This is a genomic window from Leptolyngbya sp. DQ-M1, assembly GCF_039962505.1.
GTDB lineage: Bacteria > Cyanobacteriota > Cyanobacteriia > Leptolyngbyales > Leptolyngbyaceae > Leptolyngbya.
Map to the genome: position 1 here is coordinate 193666 of NZ_JAMPLJ010000005.1, position 19164 is coordinate 212829.

The window sequence follows — 19164 nt, forward strand, 5'->3', positions numbered from 1 at the left end:
CAATCTGGGAGGTTTTTATTTGCTAATTATCCAAAGGCAATGCGATATACTGTCGCTGTCCGAAAACTTCTACCTTTACTGCCTGACAGATGCAAGCCATTGAAGAAACTAGGTTGTCCAATGTCAAGTTATCGGTTGTGATTCCTTGCTACAACGAGCTGGGGACGATCGAAACGGTAATTCGGACGGTAAAAGCCGCTCCGGTTCCGAACTTAGAAATCATCGTGGTCGATGATTGCTCGACCGATGGCACGACCGAACTCTTACGATCAAGGCTCGAACCGCAAGTCGATCAGGTCCTTTATCATTCGACCAACCGCGGCAAGGGAGCCGCCTTACGAACTGGGTTCGCAGCAATTACCGGAGATATTGCGATCGTGCAAGATGCCGATTTAGAGTACGACCCACAAGAGTTTCCGTTGCTGATTAAGCCGATCGCAGAGGGTCGAGCTGATGTTGTGTTTGGGTCTCGCTTCGTCGGCAATCAGCCCCATCGCGTCGTGTACTACTGGCATATGATCGGCAACAAATTCCTGACCACCCTGTCCAATATGCTGACGAATATCAATCTAACGGACATGGAAACGTGCTACAAAGCGTTTCGGCGTGAGGTGATTCAATCGGTGCGAATTGAAGAAAATCGATTTGGATTTGAGCCAGAGATTACCGCCAAAGTTGTCAGAATGGGATGCCGCATTTACGAAGTGGGAATTTCCTATTACGGTCGGACATACAAAGAGGGTAAGAAAATTGGTTGGAGGGATGGTTTCAGGGCAATCTATTGCATTGTGAAATACAATCTTTTTGCGTCAAAAACTCGTTAATTTGCAACTTTAATCAAATTCTCATTCATCAAATTCTCACAAAGGATGTCATATGGGAAAGTCAAACCGTGAACCGCTTTTAGAACCGTTACTGCGCTGGTTACGCTTGAGACGGGTAGTTGCTGAAATTCCAGCAAACTCAATTGTTTTAGATGTGGGTTGCGGGCGAAAAGCGGCGTTTCTCAAGGCGATCGCACCTCGAATTCAGCAAGGATACGGGGTTGATTTCAAAGTCGCAGAATTTCAAACTCCAAATTTGAAGACCATTCAGGTGCATTTGGGCGAGAAATTGCCGTTCGCCGATGCCAGTTTTGATGTGGTCACGATGTTGGCAGTGTTGGAACATATTGAGTACGAGCAGGCGATCTTGAAGGAAATTCATCGCGTTCTTAAACCCGATGGGAAACTGGTGCTAACGGTGCCTTCGGTCTGGGCGCAGCCTGTTTTGGAGTTTCTATCTTATCGGCTCAAAATTGTCGATGAGGCTGAAATTCGCGACCATAAGCGGTACTATGATCGCCAAAAACTTAAGCAAGCTTTGATTCAAGCTGCAGGATTTGAACAATTTCGACATCGGTATTTTCAGATGTGGATGAATAATTTCTGTACGGTCAGGAAAGGCTAGTAATTGTGACGATTCATCTCAGCGTAGTCCGATCGCAACGATTTAAGTCACTCCTGTTGTACAGTGCCGTGGCAGTATTGGGCGTATTTCTTGGATTTCATCCGACTTTGCTCAGCGGGTTTTCAAAAGCACAGGCAGAATTGGGTGATACTCGATTGGTGCATTACCTTTTAGAGCATTCGTTTCAGGTTGTCGTTAATCAAAATTATCATGCTGAATTGTGGACGCCTGCGTTCTTCTTTCCGCTAAAAAATACTTTGGCGCTCTCTGAAAATTTATTCGGTGCTGCGCCGTTTTACTGGGTGTTGCGTGGCATTTTACCTGCTGATCTAGCGTATCAATGCTGGATGATTTTGGCGGCGCTCCTATGTTTTATATCCTTTGTGATTCTGTTAAGAAGCCTACAAATAAGTCACGCACTTACAGCATTTGGAGGTTTTATCTTTGCATTCGGATTTCCGCGAATGGGGCAGCTTTTCCATGGGCAATTGTTGTGTCAGTTTTATACACCGATTGCTGTTCTTTTTATTTGGAACTTTCTCCGTAAACCAACCGAAAATCGATTTTATTTAGCCCTATTATTCATCTTTTTACAGATTCTCGCAGCTTATTATCATGGCTGGTTTCTTCTATTTAGTTTGTTATTGTTTGTGCCGATCGTGCTTTGGCTTGAAGATCACTATCGGCAAAATCTTTTGCTGTTTTTAAGAAGAAAATGGCGATCAACGATCGTTGCTATTTTGGTTTGGATCAGCGCCTTAATTGCATTATTTCTGCCTTACCTGAAGATCACACAAACGATTGGAGTTTTTCCGTTTTCTCAAGTCGAAACGATGCTGCCTCGCCTCGCCTCCTGGTTACTTCCGCCACAAAATAGCTTATGGTCGCCGTTGCTTTCTAAACTGTTTGATTCACGACTTGATCCAAATCAGCATTTGCTATTTATGGGATTTACTGTTTTTGGATTGATTGCATTTGCGGTTTATGTTGTGCGATTTAGACCAGAAGTTTTGACCCCAGAACGAAGCATTCTTGTGAAAGCAAGTCTAATCACCGCATTCATTTTATTTGGGCTGTCGCTGGAGATATTCAGCTTTTCGCTGTGGAAAGTGATTTATGCGATCGTTCCCGGTGCAACGGCAATTCGCGCCACTGGGCGAATCGTTTACATGATTGAAGTGTATGTTTTAGCTGCTAGTTTGCTCTGTGTGGATGGAATGCTAAGACACAGGATTGCAAAGCCAAAATTCCGGTCGGCGATCGCGCTCACACTCCTACTGATTAGCCTGCCAGAACTCATTATCTTTCAGCCAATGGCGTATGAAAAAGCGCCGGCTTTAAAGCTTGAATCCGAGCTACAAGCTTCCATCTCCTCAAAATGTGATGTTGCTTACTTAGTTGCTGCTCCAGGCACAGGGTTCTATCTACAACAGATCCCGATGATGTGGGCAGGGCTAAAAGCGGGTGTTCCTGTGATCAATGGATATTCCGGTTCAGTGCCTGCGGGACTGCCAAGGACGATCGAAGAAAGCGCGAATTTTCCAACGGTCGTGCAGTGGCTCAGCGGCAGAATGCAGGGGCGACTCTGTTGGGTTCAGTCTACTAAGACATCTCAGCTTACCCCTAATATTCCGGTGAAATCGATCGACGGGGCAATTCAGACTCAATCCCAAAATTTCACAACTTCTGTGATTCCTGTACCGCCTAACGTTCCGCTGCGGGGATTTACCCAAGCCATTCAAGCAGAAGTTCCGCCTGTGATTCAAGCCAATCAAGCCGTCAAAGTTCCACTATTACTCCGCAACACCAGTCTCTATACTTGGCTTCAAACCAAAGAAGCACCGCTCAATCTCTCGTACCGATGGCTTAAACCGGATGGAACGATCGCACTGGATAATGGACAACGCACCCCCATTCCAGAAAGCATCGCACCCGAAGAAACAGTGGCGCTCAATGCTGTAGTAAGAGCACCAGAAACACCCGGAATCTATCGGCTCAGCTTAACGCTTGTGCAAGAGGGGATTGCTTGGTTTAGCGATCGTGGAGCCAAATCTTTCAATGCGACGGTCGAAATCGTGCCGTAGTTTCTTGTCGATCCGAGTGGTTGACGACAGGCAATCTGCTAGTCTAATCCTGTTGAATATGGGCCAAGGAGATTGGCTGGATAGATTTCATGCACTCTATTGCATCTTGAAATACACCCTCCTGTCATCCTGATGATTCTTGCTATGAAATATGACATCTCTTCTATCAATCTGTTTAATCGATTCAAATCTCTGCTGAATCAAAAGGGAGCGATCGAGAGTTGGGTGATCTTCTTTAGTTGTGCTGTGACTTATTTTGCCAGCGGTCAAAATATCACCTCAGGAGACTCCATTCCGAATTCGCTCTTGGCGTTTAATTGGCTATTTAACGGCAGGCTCGATTTTGATAACTTTAGAAACGGCATCTTTTATGCAGGGGATGCTGCGGCCGCAGTGCGTCCGTTACCTCACTTCTTCAATGAAAGTTCTAGCGGTCATCTCAATTCTGTGTATCCGATCGGGGCTGCGGTCGTTAGCTTCCCTATTTACTTTTGCTTTTATTTGTTGCTGCTGATATTTCATCCACAGGGGAGTGCAATAGACATTACCAGCGCCAGTTTTGGGGGGTTGCGAATCTTGTGTGAGCGAATTGCAGCCGCACTTCTCGCCTCGCTATCTGTCGTGCTGTTTTATCGGCTCAGTCGGCTGAAGGTTGAGAGATCGATCGCTCTAATTTCAACTTTTATTTATGCCTTTGCAACCGAAACCTGGGTGATTAGCTCGCAATCCCTCTGGCAGCATGGCGTTTCTAACCTATTACTGCTGGGGTGCATTCTTTGTTTATGGCAAGCCAATCGCGCTCACGATCGCAAGAAAAATCTTTTAATTCTCAATGCAGGACTGCTCTGCGGATTGTCTCTAACAGTTCGCCCAACAAATATTGTCTTTGTGCTGATGATTGCGATCTATTCGCTATTCGCATATCGGCGGCGCGTCATTTTTCTTGTTCTCGGACTGCCCACTGCATTGATTAGTCTGGCTTGGAACCTCTATTATTTTCGGGTTCCAGGCGGAGGTTATCAAATGATAGGATCGGGCCTCTACGACTACAGCCTGAAGCAATTTATCACTTCATTTGTTGGGTTGCTGTTTAGCCCCAGTCGTGGCTTGTTCGTCTACACGCCAATTGTGGTGATGTGCATTCCGGGATTTATTCAAATTGTGCGGCGCTGGAAACAGAAAGACGAAAAATTAATCATTTTGCTGTTTCTAAGCTGTTGCGTGACCTTTGTGCAGTACTGCTTTTTTAGGGTTTGGTGGGCTGGATGGAGCTATGGTCCGCGTTTTATGACGGACTTCATGCCCGTTCTGTGTCTGATGTTGAACTATACGATCGCGCAATATGTCAGGCAATCCGCTCAACTGGGTCGCAGTCTTGTTCACTGGAAGTCCGCTATTTTTACCGCACTGGTGGCATTTTCTGTGTTTGCCCAGGTTGTCGGGGTATTTGCTGAGCCGTATTGGGATGCAATTCCAATTTCGGTCGATGTGCAGTCAAATGCTCTCGGCTCAAGCTCGCGCTTGTGGCAGCTTCAAGACACTCAGCTCGAGCGAAGCTTCCAGAATATTATCTATCGTTTGACTCGCCCAACCCGGAGACCTGAGTATGCAGCGGGCTTTTCTGGCAAGGTGCTACAGGTTCGCGACCAAGACCAGCGGGTGCTTCCTGCACAATTGACAGTTCCAGCCGGAACAACGACGCAGCTAACCGCGACAGTGCAAAATACAGGCACGTCGCCGTGGTTTGGCTATGAAACGGGTGCCGTCAATACTGGAGCAGCACAGGTTTTGGTGACGATGTTTGATGATAACAACCAGCAAGTTCGCCAGCAGCAGTTATATGTATCGGGGCTGCCGCTCCCTGGTAAGACAACGACTGCGATCGGGGTGATCAATTTCCCTGAGCGAGCGGGGACTTACCGGATTACTTTCTCGCTGTTTGCCAAAAACGTCACTGCACCAGATTTTGCTTCTGTCCCTACCGTTGAAGCCAGGATTGTGCCACGTTCTTAGACGGCAGCGGATCAATTGCGGCGTTTTTGCCGGACTTGAGAACGAGAAGAACGATCGCTGCCTTTAATCGTCAAAGTCATTCCGTAGTTTTCCGTAGTTTTTCGCCGATCGCTAGTGGTTAAGGACAGCAATCCGCTAATCTAGAACAGGGAAAATCACATCTCCTCAATTTTAGGAGTGGTGCTCGATGCCAAATTCCGCTGATCGTCGTCCAATTCTGCTCGATTTTGAAAAACCTCTCGCTGAACTCGAAGCCCGCATTACTCAAGTTCGAGAACTCGCTGAGGAAAACGAAGTCGATTTATCTGATCAGATCGCGCTGCTTGAAGAACGTGCGATCGAGCTTCGTAAAGAAATTTTTAGCGGGTTGACTCCCGGACAGCGGCTGCAAGTTGCGCGTCACCCTCGCAGACCCAGTACGCTTGATTACATTCAAGCCATTAGCGATGAATGGATGGAGCTACATGGCGATCGAGGCGGACATGATGATCCGGCAGTGGTAGGCGGAGTCGGGCGGATTGAAGGTCGTCCGGTTGTCATGCTCGGTCAGCAAAAAGGACGAAATACTAAAGACAATATTCAGCGCAACTTTGGGCAGGCATCGCCGAGTGGATACCGTAAAGCGATTCGGCTGATGGAACACGCCGATCGCTTCGGAATGCCGATTCTCACGTTTATCGATACGCCTGCGGCGTGGGCAGGACTCGAAGCGGAACAGTTCGGGCAGGGAGAAGCGATCGCCTACAATCTGCGCGAAATGTTTGCGTTTGAAGTGCCGATCATTTGCAGCGTCATCGGTGAAGGTGGATCAGGAGGCGCTTTGGCAATCGGAGTTGGAGAACGGCTCTTAATGTTTGAACACGCCGTCTACAGCGTTGCCCCCCCGGAAACCTGTGCGACGATCTTATGGCGGGATGCATCGAAAGCTGCACAAGCCGCAGAAGCCTTGAAGATTACTGCCCCTGACTTAAAGGAAATGGGAATTGCGGATGAGGTCTTACTTGAGCCGATCGGCGGCGCACACAACAACCCATTAGAAGCCGCAGAAACATTAAAAGCAGCAATTCTACGAAATCTCAACGAGCTAGATCAATTCACGCCAACTCAGCGGCGAGAGCTACGTTATCAGAAGTTTCGTAATATTGGCGTATTTACCGAAGCGGGATTGCCGACTCATGTGTAGAAATCAGCGGTGCGGGTCACTCAAATTCGCGCCGCTGCACGATATAATGAGTGAGAACGTAACGAATTGTAAAATCTTGCTCATCTGATACCTTGCTGACTCAAGTTTCCCTCGGTTCTTCGCTCCAGCACATGATCGCCGTTTTGCACCGTTACGCTCAATCGTGACTGACCGAAGGTAGCCGTATTTTTCAATTTTTCAACCCTATTAAGTTTTTTGACTGAGGATTCATGACCTCCTCCCTCGATCGATGCACCCTGATTACCGGGGCAAGCAGTGGAATCGGACAAGCCACCGCCCTTGCTTTTGCAAAAGCAGGCATCAACCTTGTCCTGGTAAGCCGTTCTCAATCTAAATTAGATGCCGTCGCGCAAGAAGCTCGATCGCTCGGTGTCGATGCCAAAACTTATGCGTTGGATTTAGCGAATGTCAGTGAAGTGCGACCTGCAATGGAAGCCCTAGTTTCCCAGGTCGGCAATATCGACATTCTGGTTAACAGCGCAGGCATGGCATATACAGGCGGACTTGCCGAGATGCCGCTAGACGATTGGCAACGCGTGATTGACCTCAATCTCACCAGTGTTTTTCAGTGCATTCAAGCGGTCTTGCCTGGAATGCGAAGCCAAAAACGCGGCACGATCGTCAACATCGCTTCGATCGCCGCCCATCAAACCTTTCCCAATTGGGGCGCATACTGCGTCAGCAAGTTCGGGATACTAGCACTCTCGAAAACTCTGGCGGCTGAGGAGCGCTCACACGGAATTCGAGTAGTAACCCTGTCACCGGGGTCGGTCAATACCGGTATTTGGGATACCGAAACGGTGAACGCAGACTTCGATCGCTCGGCAATGTTAACTCCAGACATTGTGGCAGACGCGATTTTGCAGGCTGCAATCATGAACGATCGCGCAGTGGTAGAAGAGATGATTCTCATGCCAAATGCCGGAACGTTCTAAGACAAGTTTGCTGGTTGAACGCTTTTTTTATTGCACACTTATTTTGCAACAATCATGACTATTGCCCCTCCGAATGGATTTAGCGCCAAGAATTTAGAATCGAGACCCGATCGCAACACGCAGAACGGGCAAGAAGTGAAGGTGACACCGCCGAGCGATGAGAGAACCCATGAGGAGATGATGGAGGCGGTGCGGACGATGCTGATCGGGGTGGGCGAAGACCCCGAGCGCGAAGGCTTGCTGAAAACTCCGAAGCGGGTTGCCGATGCGATGCGGTTCTTAACCAGTGGCTATAACCAATCGCTTGAGGATCTGGTCAACGGTGCAATCTTTGATGAAGGGCACAATGAAATGGTGTTGGTGCGTGACATCAACTTCTTCAGCTTGTGCGAACATCATATGCTGCCATTTATGGGACGGGCGCACGTCGCCTATATTCCAAATGAGAAGGTTGTGGGCTTGAGTAAGCTGGCGCGGATTGTGGAAATGTATTCGCGACGGTTACAGGTGCAAGAGCGTCTCACTCGTCAGGTTGCAGAGGCACTCCAAGAAGTGCTTCAACCGCGTGGTGTGGCAGTCGTGATGGAAGCTTCGCATATGTGCATGGTGATGCGTGGGGTGCAGAAGCCTGGATCTTGGACGGTGACAAGTGCGATGGTAGGTGTGTTTCAGGATGATCAGAAGACTCGCGAGGAGTATCTGAACTTGATTCGTCATCAGCCTTCGTTCTGGTAAGTCTTCAGCTGATCAAATAGCAGTTGAACGCGCTCCAGGTTTTTATCGCCTGGGGCGTTTTCTAATCCGCTCGATAAGTCAATGCCATCAGGTGAGACTAAGCTGAGGGCTTCGGAGACATTGTGCGGATTCAGTCCGCCTGCTAACCACCAATCACAGGTGGGGCGAAATGCTTTCAGCATTGTCCAATCGATCGTTAATCCTGTTCCGCCTGCTTGGGTGGGGTGATACGCATCGAGTAGTAGCACATCGACATGGGATTGATAGTCGATCGATTGTTCTAAGTCTGCTTGCGATCGAATCCGTAATGCTTTGATTAGTTTGACATTGCGCGATCGGACTTTCTGACAAAATTCCGGAGTTTCTTTGCCGTGGAGTTGCACTACATTCAAGTTTGCAACTTTGATAGTTTCTTGAATGGTGTCGATCGCAGCATCTAAAAACACTCCCACTCGATCAACAGATAGATAGTTAGTAATGACTCGAATGTTAGTGGCTTCAATGTAGCGAGGAGTTCCTGGAACGCAGATAAAGCCGATCGCGGTTGCTCCGGATTGTTCGATTGCGATCGCTTGGTCTACTTTAGTAATGCCGCAAATTTTGACTTGTAAGCCCATCGTTAGAATTGTTGTGTTTCCTCAAACGATAGCGTATCAAGAAGTGGAAGCCGCTAGAGTAAGTCCATCTGAATTAGAAAGCTTTGTATGGTTGCCAATCCTCTTACAGTCAAGGGGATGAGATTGAGCTAACGAGTGTGGATTTGACTTTCTCGATCGCGTTGCTCTATGAGGATATCAATCTGAGTGCGGATGAGCGATCTCATACGTCCGATCTGGTTGCAGCTAATCGGTGACAACAAGATTCAAGGCAAGAGGGCGCATGGTATTTGCCTCATTGCTGTCATGTTGGTGCACGACGTTGATCATCTGCTTACACTGAATCCGCATGATTTTACGATCGTCCCTCACATCACTGTGATTGATCCTCGAACAGTGATATGAAAAAGCCAGTATTCAGAGAAACTCTATCGAAATTGGCAGGAATATCTCCGGCATATTCGATCTCAAGGGTATCGCAATAATTTCTCTCCCAGATTCGCGATCGCAGCGCTCATCCCCAACAGTTGCAATAAAAAAGCCAGAATTCATCAAGAACTCTGGCAGTGTAGATTCGGATTGGGTTTGCGTTAGCGATTCTCTTGCTGCTGCAAGAATTGGCGAGTTTCACGACCAGGAACATAGCCGTAGCCGAATGTTGATTGATCGCTGTCATCCATAATCTGAGGAGTAACAAGAACAATCACTTCGCGTCGTTGATTGGATCGTTCTGTTCGCCGGAACAATGCACCTAATAAAGGAATATCGCCCAAGATTGGAACTTTAGTAGCAGTGACCCGATCAGCATCTTGAATGATTCCAGAGAGTACCAGCGTTTGTCCATCTCTCAAGCGAATTTGTCCTGAATCTAACCTCCGCTCTGACAGCAAGATAATTGAATTTGTTGAGCCGTTGATATTGATGACTTGAGCACCATCTGGTTGAGAGATGCTTGGCGCAATAGAGAGGGAGATGAAGCCATTATCATCAATCCGATCAACCTTGACTGGCAGGATTAAGCCTGCGGGTTTCTTTTCAACCGTGATGGTAGATTGAGACGCGCCTGTGCCAAACGTAGTTTGCTGACTGAAATTCGTGACAACCTCTTGAATCAGGTTGACCGTTGCTGTTTGTCCCTCTTGAACTACGAGCGTTGGATCAGTCAAAATTTTGGCGTTGCCATTGGAAACTGCTCCTTGAAGTTGAGCTAAAAAGTTCCGGGCAAAGTTAACGACAGGAATACCATTCGTTATCGGTGCAATTCCAGTTCCGACGTTGCCTTGGCCTGGGGTAGAAAATAGTCCAAAAGCCTCTCCAGGGGTACGCGTACCAAAGTTGAATACCGCAATCCCGTTACTATTGACGAATTGATTATTTCCAAGGCCAAAAGAGAAGCTTGTTCCAATTTGGCTAAGTCCGGCTAGGTTCACATCAACCACCCTGACATTGACGGCAACCATGCGACGACGCACATCAGCCAAAACAAGTTGATTTACTGCTAAATCAACTTGTTTTGGCGTTCCAGTCAATGTGATGGTATTTGTTCGCTCATCTCCTAACGCCTGTAAACCACGAAGCAATGGTACCGAATCCTGAAACTCAATCCGCTGCGCTTTTAGCTCGGTATCGCTCACCGTTGAATTATTATTCTGCTGGGTGTTCTGCTGATTGCTGTTTTGGCTTCCAATTTGTGCCGCAGAACTTACGCTGGTAACTCGTTGCGTCGGGTTGTTTGCGCTTTCAGCACCTAAACCAACCAAGACATTCAGAGCAGTTGCAACAGGAGCTTGATTGAGCCTCACACTTCTCACAATAATTCCTCTTGCTGCATTGGGAAGCCTTGTACCCACAAAGATGGTTTTCCCTGACCGCGTTGCTTCCAAACTTGCACACTGAGCGCTACCACTGCTGCTACTACCAGTAGCAGTAGCAGAAATCGGAACACAAGTTACTCTTAGAACATAGTTGAATACATCTTGCACAGACTCATTTTCAATGTCTAGCGAAATGGTTGGGCCGTTCGGCTTTGCTTCTGGAGTTGATCCTTGTGACTGTTGACCGTCTGATGCTTCGCTGTAAGCTAGATTTAGTCTTGCTGCTCTTGCTAACAGCGATAGAACCTCTCTCACCGGGGCGTTTCTTAACACTAAGCGGGGAATTCGTTCATTCGTGCCGAGGTCGATCGTAGAAGGTGACGCATCGGACTGAGAAACTGAAATGTCACCAACGGGAGGCGCAACGGCTCGACGCTGCAAGGGAGGCACCGGAGCCACTGGAACCGTCGGCTGTCCCTGGTTCGGCACTTGAGCGCTCGGTACAAACGGAGCGATCGGAGTCGTCGAGTTCGGCATCGCTTGAGCTACCGGAGTCGTCGGCAGAGGAGCCGAAGGAGTCGCTTGGGCTGGAACCGCTTGAGCCATCTTGCTCCCAGCAGGCGGAACATTCACCGGAACGGCGGCATTTGGCATACCACCACCTGCACCCGCGACGTTGAAAATTACACCCTGAGCATTGCGGCTGGCAATCTGTCCGATCGGTGCTGCATTCGTGCCCACTACCGACACCTGCACTCCGTTTGCACCCGATGGCGTGACCGAGACTTGAGCAATGCCCGGTGCCGGATTGTTCTGACGGTATGGCTGTGCGATCTGAGCGTTGAACACATACGCATTCCAGGTATTGCCGCGATTGACATTAAACACCTGGGGAGGCTTCTCGCCCTGAGTTTGCAGCACCACATCAAAGCCAGAACCATTCGGGTTGACCGTGACATTCGTAACCTGAGTAGGATTTGCCGAAGCGGGCGGATGGCTGACTAGCGCTAGGGTCGCAGCAGTCGCTAAGCTGAGAAATCGAAGCTCTTTCACGGGATACACTCCTCCTTGGGGGAATCAGGAACTATGACTATGGTTTCGGGGGTTGCGCGGCAGCTTGTGCTGCCTTGCGTTCGACTTCAGTTAGTGGCATCAGCGCATCCATCTGAAACGTCGTGGTGATTTGATTGTCCGGTTGGCAGTTCGTCAGATAGCGAATCGTGCCGTCGGGCTGAATCTCGTACAAGCCTTCAGACACCTTGTTATCTGCCACTTTGACCGATAGGTTTCGCACCAGCAGCAAAGGTTGCAGACGCTCGATCGTTCTAAAAATCGACTGCGTTTGGTTGAAATTGCCGCGAATTTCAACATCGATCGTTTGGCGCTTCAGCTTGTTATCGATCGGCGCACCCAGTGAACTATCGCTGATCACCGCCGCTCCCTTCTCGTCAGGCTTAAAGCGCCGTAGCTTTGCTTCTGCCACCAGTTGCCCAAAGCGGTCTTGGAATTCTTGGGCACCCCCAGGCGTTGAAAATAACTGCTGCACATAAACCGGACAAGCATTGAGCTTGGTGTTTCTTGCCGCCAATAAGCCTGCATTATTGCGCTCAATCAGTTGGTTGAGGTCAAACAACAGCGTGTTGAGCGTCTTTTCGCTCGCAAACAGGCTATAGACCTGATCGCGCTTTTGTTTCGCTTGCTCTAGCTGGTTTTTAGCCTCTTGAATTTGCTTGCGAATCTCGCCTTGTTGCTGAAGCTGCTGGGTTTTTTCTTTTACCTTGGCATCCAAGGCTTGATTGGCTTCCCAAGCAGGCATCACGAGATAAGAGACGATCGCACCTGCGCCGAGCAGACCCATCACCCCCAGCACAACCCCGCTGATCATGGGCGTAAAGGTAATGCCAAACGCAGTGGGATAAGTCGGGGTACTCTCAAAGTCTGAATCAGGAATAAAGTCAGCCGTCATGGTTTTTTCGCTCCGTCCGTTTGAGTTGCTGCGGGAGTCGGTGAGGCAGGCTTCGCTGAAGTAGCCGAAATCACGCCGCGCTGCTTTAAGGCTTCGATCCGCGTCACCAGACCCACTGCACCTTTACGATCGAGTTCCCGGATCAGTTCTGAAGCCGGCACATCGTTGATGGCTGTGGCGATCGTGAAGGACACTTTGCGCGGTAGGCGAGGCGGCTTGAATCCACCCATTTCTCGCTTGACTCCCGGAAATTCAGGGATTTGCAGCGCTTTCTCTTCCCCTAGCTCTGCACTAACCACTTTGGTTTGATCGGCTCTTAAGAAGTTCGACTGCTGAAGCGTCAGCATAAAATCGTTGACATCATTGAATGAATTGGCAATGCCTTTGATTTCAATGCGGGACGAAACGGGTGGAGTTGCGCCTGCTGCGGGAGTCGGTGCAGCGCCTTGTGCGGGAGCGATCTGGGCAACCGAGGCAATCTGAACGCTCTTCGGTAAGCGATCGCGAATATCCTGCGTCATCGCTGACCACGGCTTAATTTGGTTAAACACCGTCGCCAGGGCTTGTGCTTCTTCGGTCGCTTGCTTTGTCTCTTCCCTAACCTTGGATAGATTCTTCTTCTCGGCTTCGAGGGTGCCAAGCTGCACATCGAGATCGGCTTGCTGCCGCTCTAAATCGCCATTTCGCAGAGTGAGAATCCCGAAAAGCGATCCTGCTAGCACCGGGAAAAAGACCATCGCTGCAACGCCTAAGAGTAAGGGACGACGATCGTCGGCTGAGACGGTCGCTTGGGGCCGATTGCCTCGCCCCTTATCGGGCTTACTCTCTGATCGATCGTTGAGAAAATTAATATCTAAGCTGTACATTTACCAGGCCTCCCGCAACCCTAAACCGAGTACAACACCCAAACCGGGTCGCAAATTTGCTGGAATGTCTTCTGCACCCAGCGACAAGGCAGACACCGGATCAACTAAGCTGCAAGGCAGGCTCAACCGTTGAGTAAAAAACTCGTCTAACTGCCCGATCGCGGCTCCGGGGCCTGCCAGCATCACTTGAGCCACTTCCAGGTTTTCACCTTGATTCAGGTAGAAGTCCACCGATCGCCGCAGTTCGTCGCTCAGTTCTCCCAGTACCCGCAACATTGCGGTTGCCCCTGGATTGCCACCGGGACGACTCGACTCCGTTACAGGAATCGTCATGCCTTGCAATAAGTCGATATTGCGCGACGGTGGCAGGTTCATCGCTCTAGAAAGAGCTGACTGAATCTGATAGGTTCCGATCGGAACCGTGCGCGAAAACTGAGGAACACCATCAACGGTGATCGAAATTTCGGTATTTTCAAATTGAATATCAACGAGCGCCACAGCTTCTTGCGGTGCGAACTGTCTGAGCTGCTCTCGAATCGTCCGAATCAGAGAAAAACTGCTGACTTCTAGAATGTCCACCTTCAATCCCGCCTGCTGAAAGGTATCGAGGTAGGTATTGGTGACTTCCTTGCGGGTAGCAACTAGAAGAACCTGCACTTTCTCAATGCCATCCTCATCCACAAACAGACCCAGCTTTTGATAATCAACATCGGCTTCCTCACGCGGAAACGGCAGATACAATCCGGCTTCTTGATTCAGTACCATTTCGCGCAGTTCGCGATCGTCGAGTTCTGCCGGAACCGGGATGATCCGGGTCACTGTGTCTCGTCCGCCAGGAACCGCCGTTGCGACTTGTTTAACTTTAATTTTGTGTTCGGCTAACGCAGATTGAATAATCTCTGCCATCGCGGGCGGATCGGTAATTTGCCCTTCGTGAAACACGCCTTCAGGAACGGGAACCGTGGCATAAGTGCTGAGCCGATAGCCTTGACCCTGTTTGCGGAGTACCGCAAGATTGAGGCGATCGGCGGCTAACTCAATGCCAACCCCCCTTGATTTTTTTGAGAATAAACTCTTGACGTTAACCACTGTTCGTTAGCCTGCTATGAATGAATGAGTGACAGGTTTTCTGCAATCGGAAATTGCAGTCTTGCTTGGGTTGAGAGAGCCTAGTAATCACACGTAAAGCAGCAGAGAAGACAGCTACTTTGATCAAAATTGAGAGAATCAATCTCTGGTGTAACGAACTTAGACTGCCCAGTTTTTTTGCAAGAATACACAACTTGATTCAAAAAAGTTAAGAAAATCCTGAAGTCCCTGTCATAGAGCAATTTCAGAAATTAAAAATTGAGCGAATCTAAATAGAAATCACTCTGGATTGCTTTATTTGATTTAATTATTTCGACTACAATTCCAATCTTTTAGAGGCAATTTGTTTCATTCGGTCGCGCTATAGCAGCGCGCTCGATGTAAGAAATAGCACATCTATTTCTGCATACTACACGCGATTTTAAAAATGGCACGACTAATTTTGTGGGGAGTAGAGAGTAGATTTTCTTGTTTGGCTTTTGCCGTCGATCGTGAGAAGAAGAGAGTTGTGGAATAGCAGAGAACATGATGATTGATGTGATTGTGATTGGTAGCGGGATTGGTGGTTTAAGCTGTGCGGCGATTTTGGCGCGGTATGGATTCAAAGTTTTGGTATGTGAAAGTCACGCGATCGCAGGCGGAGCGGCACAGAGTTTTGAGCGCAAGGGGTTTAAGTTCGATTCGGGGCCTTCGCTGTATTCGGGAATGTCTTACAGTCCGTCTCCGAATCCTTTGCGGCAAGTTCTCGACGCGATCGGCGAAGACGTTGAATGGCTCAACTACGAGACTTGGGGCTGTTGTTTGCCGGAAGGTACTTTTGATACGCAAGTCGGAGCTTCCCAATTCTGCGAAGTATTGCAGCGATTACGCGGAGAAAGCGCGGTTGCTGAATGGAGACGATTACAAGAGATTATGGCTCCTTTGTCGAAAGCAGCGATCGCGCTTCCGCCTGCTGCGGTGCGTTACGATTTGGGCGCAGTTTTGAGCGTCGGGCAGTTTTTACCCGCAGTGCTGCAACACGCGATCGGCTTCTCTAAACTCACTGGAGCATTCGCACCTGTGATGGATCAAGTGATTACTGATCCATTGATTCGCAATTGGTTGGATTTACTTTGCTTCCTGTTGTCAGGCTTGCCCGCCGCTAGCACCAATGCGGCTGAAGTGGCGTTTATGTTTGCTGATTGGTATCGCCCGGACGTGAAATTAGACTATCCAAAAGGTGGAAGCGGCGCGATCGTCGATGCACTCGTTCGCGGCTTAGAAAAACAGGGTGGGCAACTCAGACTAAATGCTCATGTCGAAAAAGTATTGGTTGAAAATCAAAAAGCCATCGGAGTGCGATTGCGAAACGGGGAAGAACTGCGATCGCGCTATGTCGTTTCTAACGCTTCGATCTGGGACACGCTCAAACTGGTTGATAACTTTCCGAAACGATTCCAAGCTGAACGGCAAGCGACTCCGACCTGTGAGAGTTTTATGCACCTGCATTTGGGAATTGATGCCCAAGGATTAGACGCGCTCGCCTGTCATCATATTGTGGTGAATGATTGGAACTTAGGCATTACTGCACCTCAGAATGTAGTGCTGATTTCGATCCCGTCACTGCTTGATCCGTCACTTGCACCGCCTGGAAAACACGCGATTCACGTTTATACTCCCGGCAATGAGCCTTACGCCATTTGGCAGCAGTGCGACGATTACGAGCAGCTGAAACAACAGCGTTCAGTGGTGATGTGGAACGCTTTAGAACGAGTAATACCGGATATTCGATCGCGAACCGAACTCACCCTAATCGGAACCCCGCTCACCCACGAGCGCTATCTGCGGCGACATCGCGGAACATATGGAGCCGCCATTCGCGCAACGGACGGATTATTTCCGGGTGCAATGACCCCAATTTCAAGATTGCTTTGCTGTGGAGATTCAACGTTTCCGGGCATTGGGTTGCCTGCGGTGGCGGCGAGTGGCATGATTGCGGCGAATACGATCGCGCCCCTTGGCAAGCACTTGGAGTTGCTAAAACAGATTCGCGGCATAAGGCATTATTCAGAGCAAACCGCAGAATAGGCGAAAGTTCTAGACACCATTCATACGCTAAATCGAGGAACTGTGTATAATCAGTCCCAACCGTTCGGATTCAGTTCGATCACGTTCATGAACCAAGGCTACAATCCCGGCAGTTTGAGATCGATACAAACTTCGATCGACTGCTGCGACTTGCGACAATCTTCGCTAACATTAGTTCTCACTCTCAGTTTTCTCTCCCACTCTCTGCTCTATCTCTCTTACTAAAATCGCCCGAATGACCGCTGTGCCCCTTCCTCGTCCCTCTTCTCAACCGCCTGAGCGCAACAACTCAGGCTCCCCTGACATGACACCAGTGTTTGCCCTGAAGGAACTGGTGGCACGTCTGAATCGGGAGCAGCATAAAATTCAGGATTTACTGAGTTCGCTCGGTTTCGCACTCCGTAGCTTCAGCAATCTCAATCAATTTCTGGAACTGATTCCGCTGATGGCAAGTCGGGTTACAGATGCCGACGGTGGAGCGCTCATTTTGTTCCGCCCCAATGGGCAGGTGAAATTAGAGCGGCTGCACTGTCAGGATGCCATGTGGGGTCAGGAATTACGCAAAGGATTAGAGATTGCAACGCGGCAGATGACGGCTTCGCTAACCGGATTACCCGCGAATGAGGCAGTTTCTCGATCGTCGCAAATGGTGGCAATGCTCGATCACCAGATCGCCCGCAACTTAGGTGGGAATATTCAAATTTTTGGAACCGGGATTCTGGTAAGAAACAATGAGCGCGGTCGGCTCTATGTGTTTAGTCGAGAGCAAGATTACGCTTGGACAGAAACGCGGCAAAAATTAGTCCGACTCGTGGCGGATCAAACCGCAGTGGCGATCGAGAATGATGAACTCACGGTCGAACTGAAGAAAAAAGAACGCCTCGATCGCGAACTCGAAATCGGAGCCGATATTCAGCTTCGCTTGCTGCCGCGTCAATGCCCGGCGATCGATGGCATTGAACTCGCAGCGCTGTGTAAAACTGCAAATCGCGTCGGGGGCGATTATTACGACTTTATCCCGGCGGATTATGGGCAGACGCGCCCAGCGAACCTGAGTAATTCGGGCGGAAAATGGAGTGTGACGATCGGCGATGTGATGGGGAAAGGGGTTCCCGCCGGGCTGATTATGACGATGACACGCGGGATGCTACGAGCTGAGGTGCTAAACGGTCACTCTCCCGCACGGATTTTGCAGCACCTAAATCAGGTGATGTATGCCGATTTGGAAAACTCAAATCGATTTGTGACGCTGTTTTACTCGGAGTACGATCCGAAGACTCGCTTATTGTCGTACAGCAATGCCGCGCATAATCCGCCGCTTCTGTGGCAAGCGGCAACGAGTACGATTAAGCGCCTCGATACACATGGAATGCTGATCGGCTTAGATGCTGAAACCCAGTACCAGGATGCACAAATGCAACTAGAGCTGGGAGATACGATTATTTATTACACCGATGGCTTTACCGATGCGGCAAATCAGTACGGGCAGCGATTCGAGGAAGACAATCTGGTGAGCGCGTTTCGTTGGGCGTGTCAGCATTATGACGATCCGCAGCAGATTTTGAAGTATTTGTTTGATTGTGTGCAGCAGTTTATCGGCATGGGCAATCCGAATTCGGATGATATGACGCTAGTGGTGATGCGGGTGAAGGCTGTGGAAGAGGGACGATCGTAACAGTCAAATCTAACGAAAAGCCCACGGCTAGAAACCGTGGGCTTTCAATTTATTGACCGGAATTTTATTGACCGGAATTGTTGGATTCTGAACTATTTGAATTGGGGCTGGCTTCAGGAGACGGAGAAGGTTCTGCGGATCGGGGTTGTTCGATCGCCGGAGACTCCTTCTGTGAACTGCTGCTCGGTGCCGCAGGCGCGGTTTGAGGAGCCGGGGCAACGGGCTTCGGAGCCTCAATTTTTATGTTTGGAGCGGGAATGACAGTCGGGGAACTTTGCTGCGGTTGCGGTACGGGCACAATCCGATCGCGCTCGATGACTCGTTCTTTCACTGCGGGAGAGGGGGACGGGGAAGGTGCCGCAGAGGGAACGACGATTGTGCGTTGAACAGGAGTCTGATTGCGCTGAGTTGCAAAATACGCCAGTGCAGCACCGCCTAAGACTAATCCTGTGAGCAAAATACCAATTAAGAAACCAGTTGCACTGTTATTTTCGTCTCTGGTTTGCTGAGTGGCTTCGTAACGTTGCCGTTCGACCGTTTGACCATGTATATAACCACTACCATAGCTTTGTGGATTTGGTTGAACGCCGGGAGTTTCGTTAGGATTTGAGCCAGTATAATTTGTGCGATCGTGTTGATCACCAGGATTTGTATTCGCCATTTTGAATTTT

The 19164-nt window shown here is 49.2% G+C and carries 15 protein-coding genes; 9 read left to right on the plus strand and 6 right to left on the minus strand.

The features are described from left to right. Positions 1 to 89 precede the first annotated feature (89 nt). The 7 genes from NC981_RS17425 to folE all read left to right on the plus strand — a co-directional run bounded on the left by NC981_RS17425 (position 90) and on the right by folE (position 8420). Positions 90 to 824, plus strand: a complete 735-nt coding sequence (locus NC981_RS17425; protein ID WP_348244108.1) for a glycosyltransferase family 2 protein — start codon at positions 90 to 92, stop codon at positions 822 to 824. Positions 825 to 876: 52 nt separating this feature from the next. Continuing rightward, positions 877 to 1449 (plus strand): class I SAM-dependent methyltransferase, encoded by a 573-nt coding sequence (locus NC981_RS17430; RefSeq protein ID WP_348244109.1) that lies wholly within the window; start codon positions 877 to 879, stop codon positions 1447 to 1449. A gap of 5 nt (positions 1450 to 1454) precedes the next feature. Then, complete coding sequence (locus NC981_RS17435) at positions 1455 to 3533, plus strand: hypothetical protein (RefSeq protein WP_348244110.1); 2079 nt, start codon at positions 1455 to 1457, stop codon at positions 3531 to 3533. Positions 3534 to 3677: 144 nt separating this feature from the next. Then, positions 3678 to 5546 (plus strand): glycosyltransferase family 39 protein, encoded by a 1869-nt coding sequence (locus tag NC981_RS17440; RefSeq protein WP_348244111.1) that lies wholly within the window; start codon positions 3678 to 3680, stop codon positions 5544 to 5546. 187 nt (positions 5547 to 5733) lie between these two features. Continuing rightward, positions 5734 to 6729: an acetyl-CoA carboxylase carboxyltransferase subunit alpha gene (locus tag NC981_RS17445; protein WP_348244112.1), complete on the plus strand. Its 996-nt coding sequence runs from the start codon at positions 5734 to 5736 to the stop codon at positions 6727 to 6729. A gap of 230 nt (positions 6730 to 6959) precedes the next feature. After that, entirely contained in the window at positions 6960 to 7685 is a 726-nt protein-coding gene (locus tag NC981_RS17450) for an SDR family oxidoreductase (RefSeq protein WP_348244113.1), read from the plus strand. Positions 7686 to 7739: 54 nt separating this feature from the next. Then, the gene (gene folE / locus NC981_RS17455) at positions 7740 to 8420 is read left to right on the plus strand and encodes a GTP cyclohydrolase I FolE (protein WP_190379435.1); all 681 of its coding nucleotides are present in this window, start codon (positions 7740 to 7742) and stop codon (positions 8418 to 8420) included. Here folE and NC981_RS17460 read toward each other — a convergent pair. The 5 genes from NC981_RS17460 to pilM form a co-directional block, all read right to left on the minus strand. After that, complete coding sequence (locus tag NC981_RS17460; RefSeq protein ID WP_348244114.1) at positions 8402 to 9037, minus strand: phosphoribosylanthranilate isomerase; 636 nt, start codon at positions 9035 to 9037, stop codon at positions 8402 to 8404. The two genes, folE and NC981_RS17460, sit on opposite strands and share 19 nt — an antisense overlap. Before the next feature lie 569 nt (positions 9038 to 9606). Continuing rightward, positions 9607 to 11883, minus strand: a complete 2277-nt coding sequence (locus NC981_RS17465; RefSeq protein ID WP_348244115.1) for an AMIN domain-containing protein — start codon at positions 11881 to 11883, stop codon at positions 9607 to 9609. A 37-nt stretch (positions 11884 to 11920) separates the two neighbouring features. Next, the gene (locus NC981_RS17470) at positions 11921 to 12796 is read right to left on the minus strand and encodes a pilus assembly protein PilO (protein ID WP_348244116.1); all 876 of its coding nucleotides are present in this window, start codon (positions 12794 to 12796) and stop codon (positions 11921 to 11923) included. Continuing rightward, positions 12793 to 13662, minus strand: coding sequence for a PilN domain-containing protein (locus tag NC981_RS17475; protein WP_348244117.1), 870 nt, complete (start codon positions 13660 to 13662; stop codon positions 12793 to 12795). Before NC981_RS17475 ends, NC981_RS17470 begins: the two co-directional genes overlap by 4 nt. Continuing rightward, positions 13663 to 14751: a type IV pilus assembly protein PilM gene (gene pilM, locus NC981_RS17480; protein ID WP_348244118.1), complete on the minus strand. Its 1089-nt coding sequence runs from the start codon at positions 14749 to 14751 to the stop codon at positions 13663 to 13665. It abuts the gene before it with no gap. Between the two features lie 525 nt (positions 14752 to 15276). Between pilM and NC981_RS17485 the strand changes: the two genes are divergently transcribed. Together NC981_RS17485 and NC981_RS17490 are read left to right on the plus strand one after the other, a co-directional pair. Next, complete coding sequence (locus NC981_RS17485; protein ID WP_348244119.1) at positions 15277 to 16818, plus strand: NAD(P)/FAD-dependent oxidoreductase; 1542 nt, start codon at positions 15277 to 15279, stop codon at positions 16816 to 16818. Positions 16819 to 17053: 235 nt separating this feature from the next. Beyond that, complete coding sequence (locus tag NC981_RS17490; RefSeq protein ID WP_348244120.1) at positions 17054 to 18493, plus strand: PP2C family protein-serine/threonine phosphatase; 1440 nt, start codon at positions 17054 to 17056, stop codon at positions 18491 to 18493. A 64-nt stretch (positions 18494 to 18557) separates the two neighbouring features. Here the strand turns inward: NC981_RS17490 and NC981_RS17495 are convergent, their stop codons facing one another. Then, the gene (locus tag NC981_RS17495; RefSeq protein WP_348244121.1) at positions 18558 to 19154 is read right to left on the minus strand and encodes a hypothetical protein; all 597 of its coding nucleotides are present in this window, start codon (positions 19152 to 19154) and stop codon (positions 18558 to 18560) included. Between the last annotated feature and the right edge of the window lie 10 nt (positions 19155 to 19164).

What these genes read in the sequence shown, in the direction of transcription:
- NC981_RS17425 (WP_348244108.1), top strand. Translation starts at nt 90, where the DNA reads ATGCAAGCCATTGAAGAAACTAGGTTGTCCAATGTCAAGTTATCGGTT.
- NC981_RS17430 (WP_348244109.1), top strand. Translation starts at nt 877, where the DNA reads ATGGGAAAGTCAAACCGTGAACCGCTTTTAGAACCGTTACTGCGCTGG.
- NC981_RS17440 (WP_348244111.1), top strand. Translation starts at nt 3,678, where the DNA reads ATGAAATATGACATCTCTTCTATCAATCTGTTTAATCGATTCAAATCT.
- NC981_RS17445 (WP_348244112.1), top strand. Translation starts at nt 5,734, where the DNA reads ATGCCAAATTCCGCTGATCGTCGTCCAATTCTGCTCGATTTTGAAAAA.
- NC981_RS17450 (WP_348244113.1), top strand. Translation starts at nt 6,960, where the DNA reads ATGACCTCCTCCCTCGATCGATGCACCCTGATTACCGGGGCAAGCAGT.
- folE (WP_190379435.1), top strand. Translation starts at nt 7,740, where the DNA reads ATGACTATTGCCCCTCCGAATGGATTTAGCGCCAAGAATTTAGAATCG.
- NC981_RS17460 (WP_348244114.1), bottom strand. Translation starts at nt 9,037, where the DNA reads ATGGGCTTACAAGTCAAAATTTGCGGCATTACTAAAGTAGACCAAGCG.
- NC981_RS17470 (WP_348244116.1), bottom strand. Translation starts at nt 12,796, where the DNA reads ATGACGGCTGACTTTATTCCTGATTCAGACTTTGAGAGTACCCCGACT.
- NC981_RS17475 (WP_348244117.1), bottom strand. Translation starts at nt 13,662, where the DNA reads ATGTACAGCTTAGATATTAATTTTCTCAACGATCGATCAGAGAGTAAG.
- NC981_RS17485 (WP_348244119.1), top strand. Translation starts at nt 15,277, where the DNA reads ATGATGATTGATGTGATTGTGATTGGTAGCGGGATTGGTGGTTTAAGC.
- NC981_RS17490 (WP_348244120.1), top strand. Translation starts at nt 17,054, where the DNA reads ATGACCGCTGTGCCCCTTCCTCGTCCCTCTTCTCAACCGCCTGAGCGC.
- NC981_RS17495 (WP_348244121.1), bottom strand. Translation starts at nt 19,154, where the DNA reads ATGGCGAATACAAATCCTGGTGATCAACACGATCGCACAAATTATACT.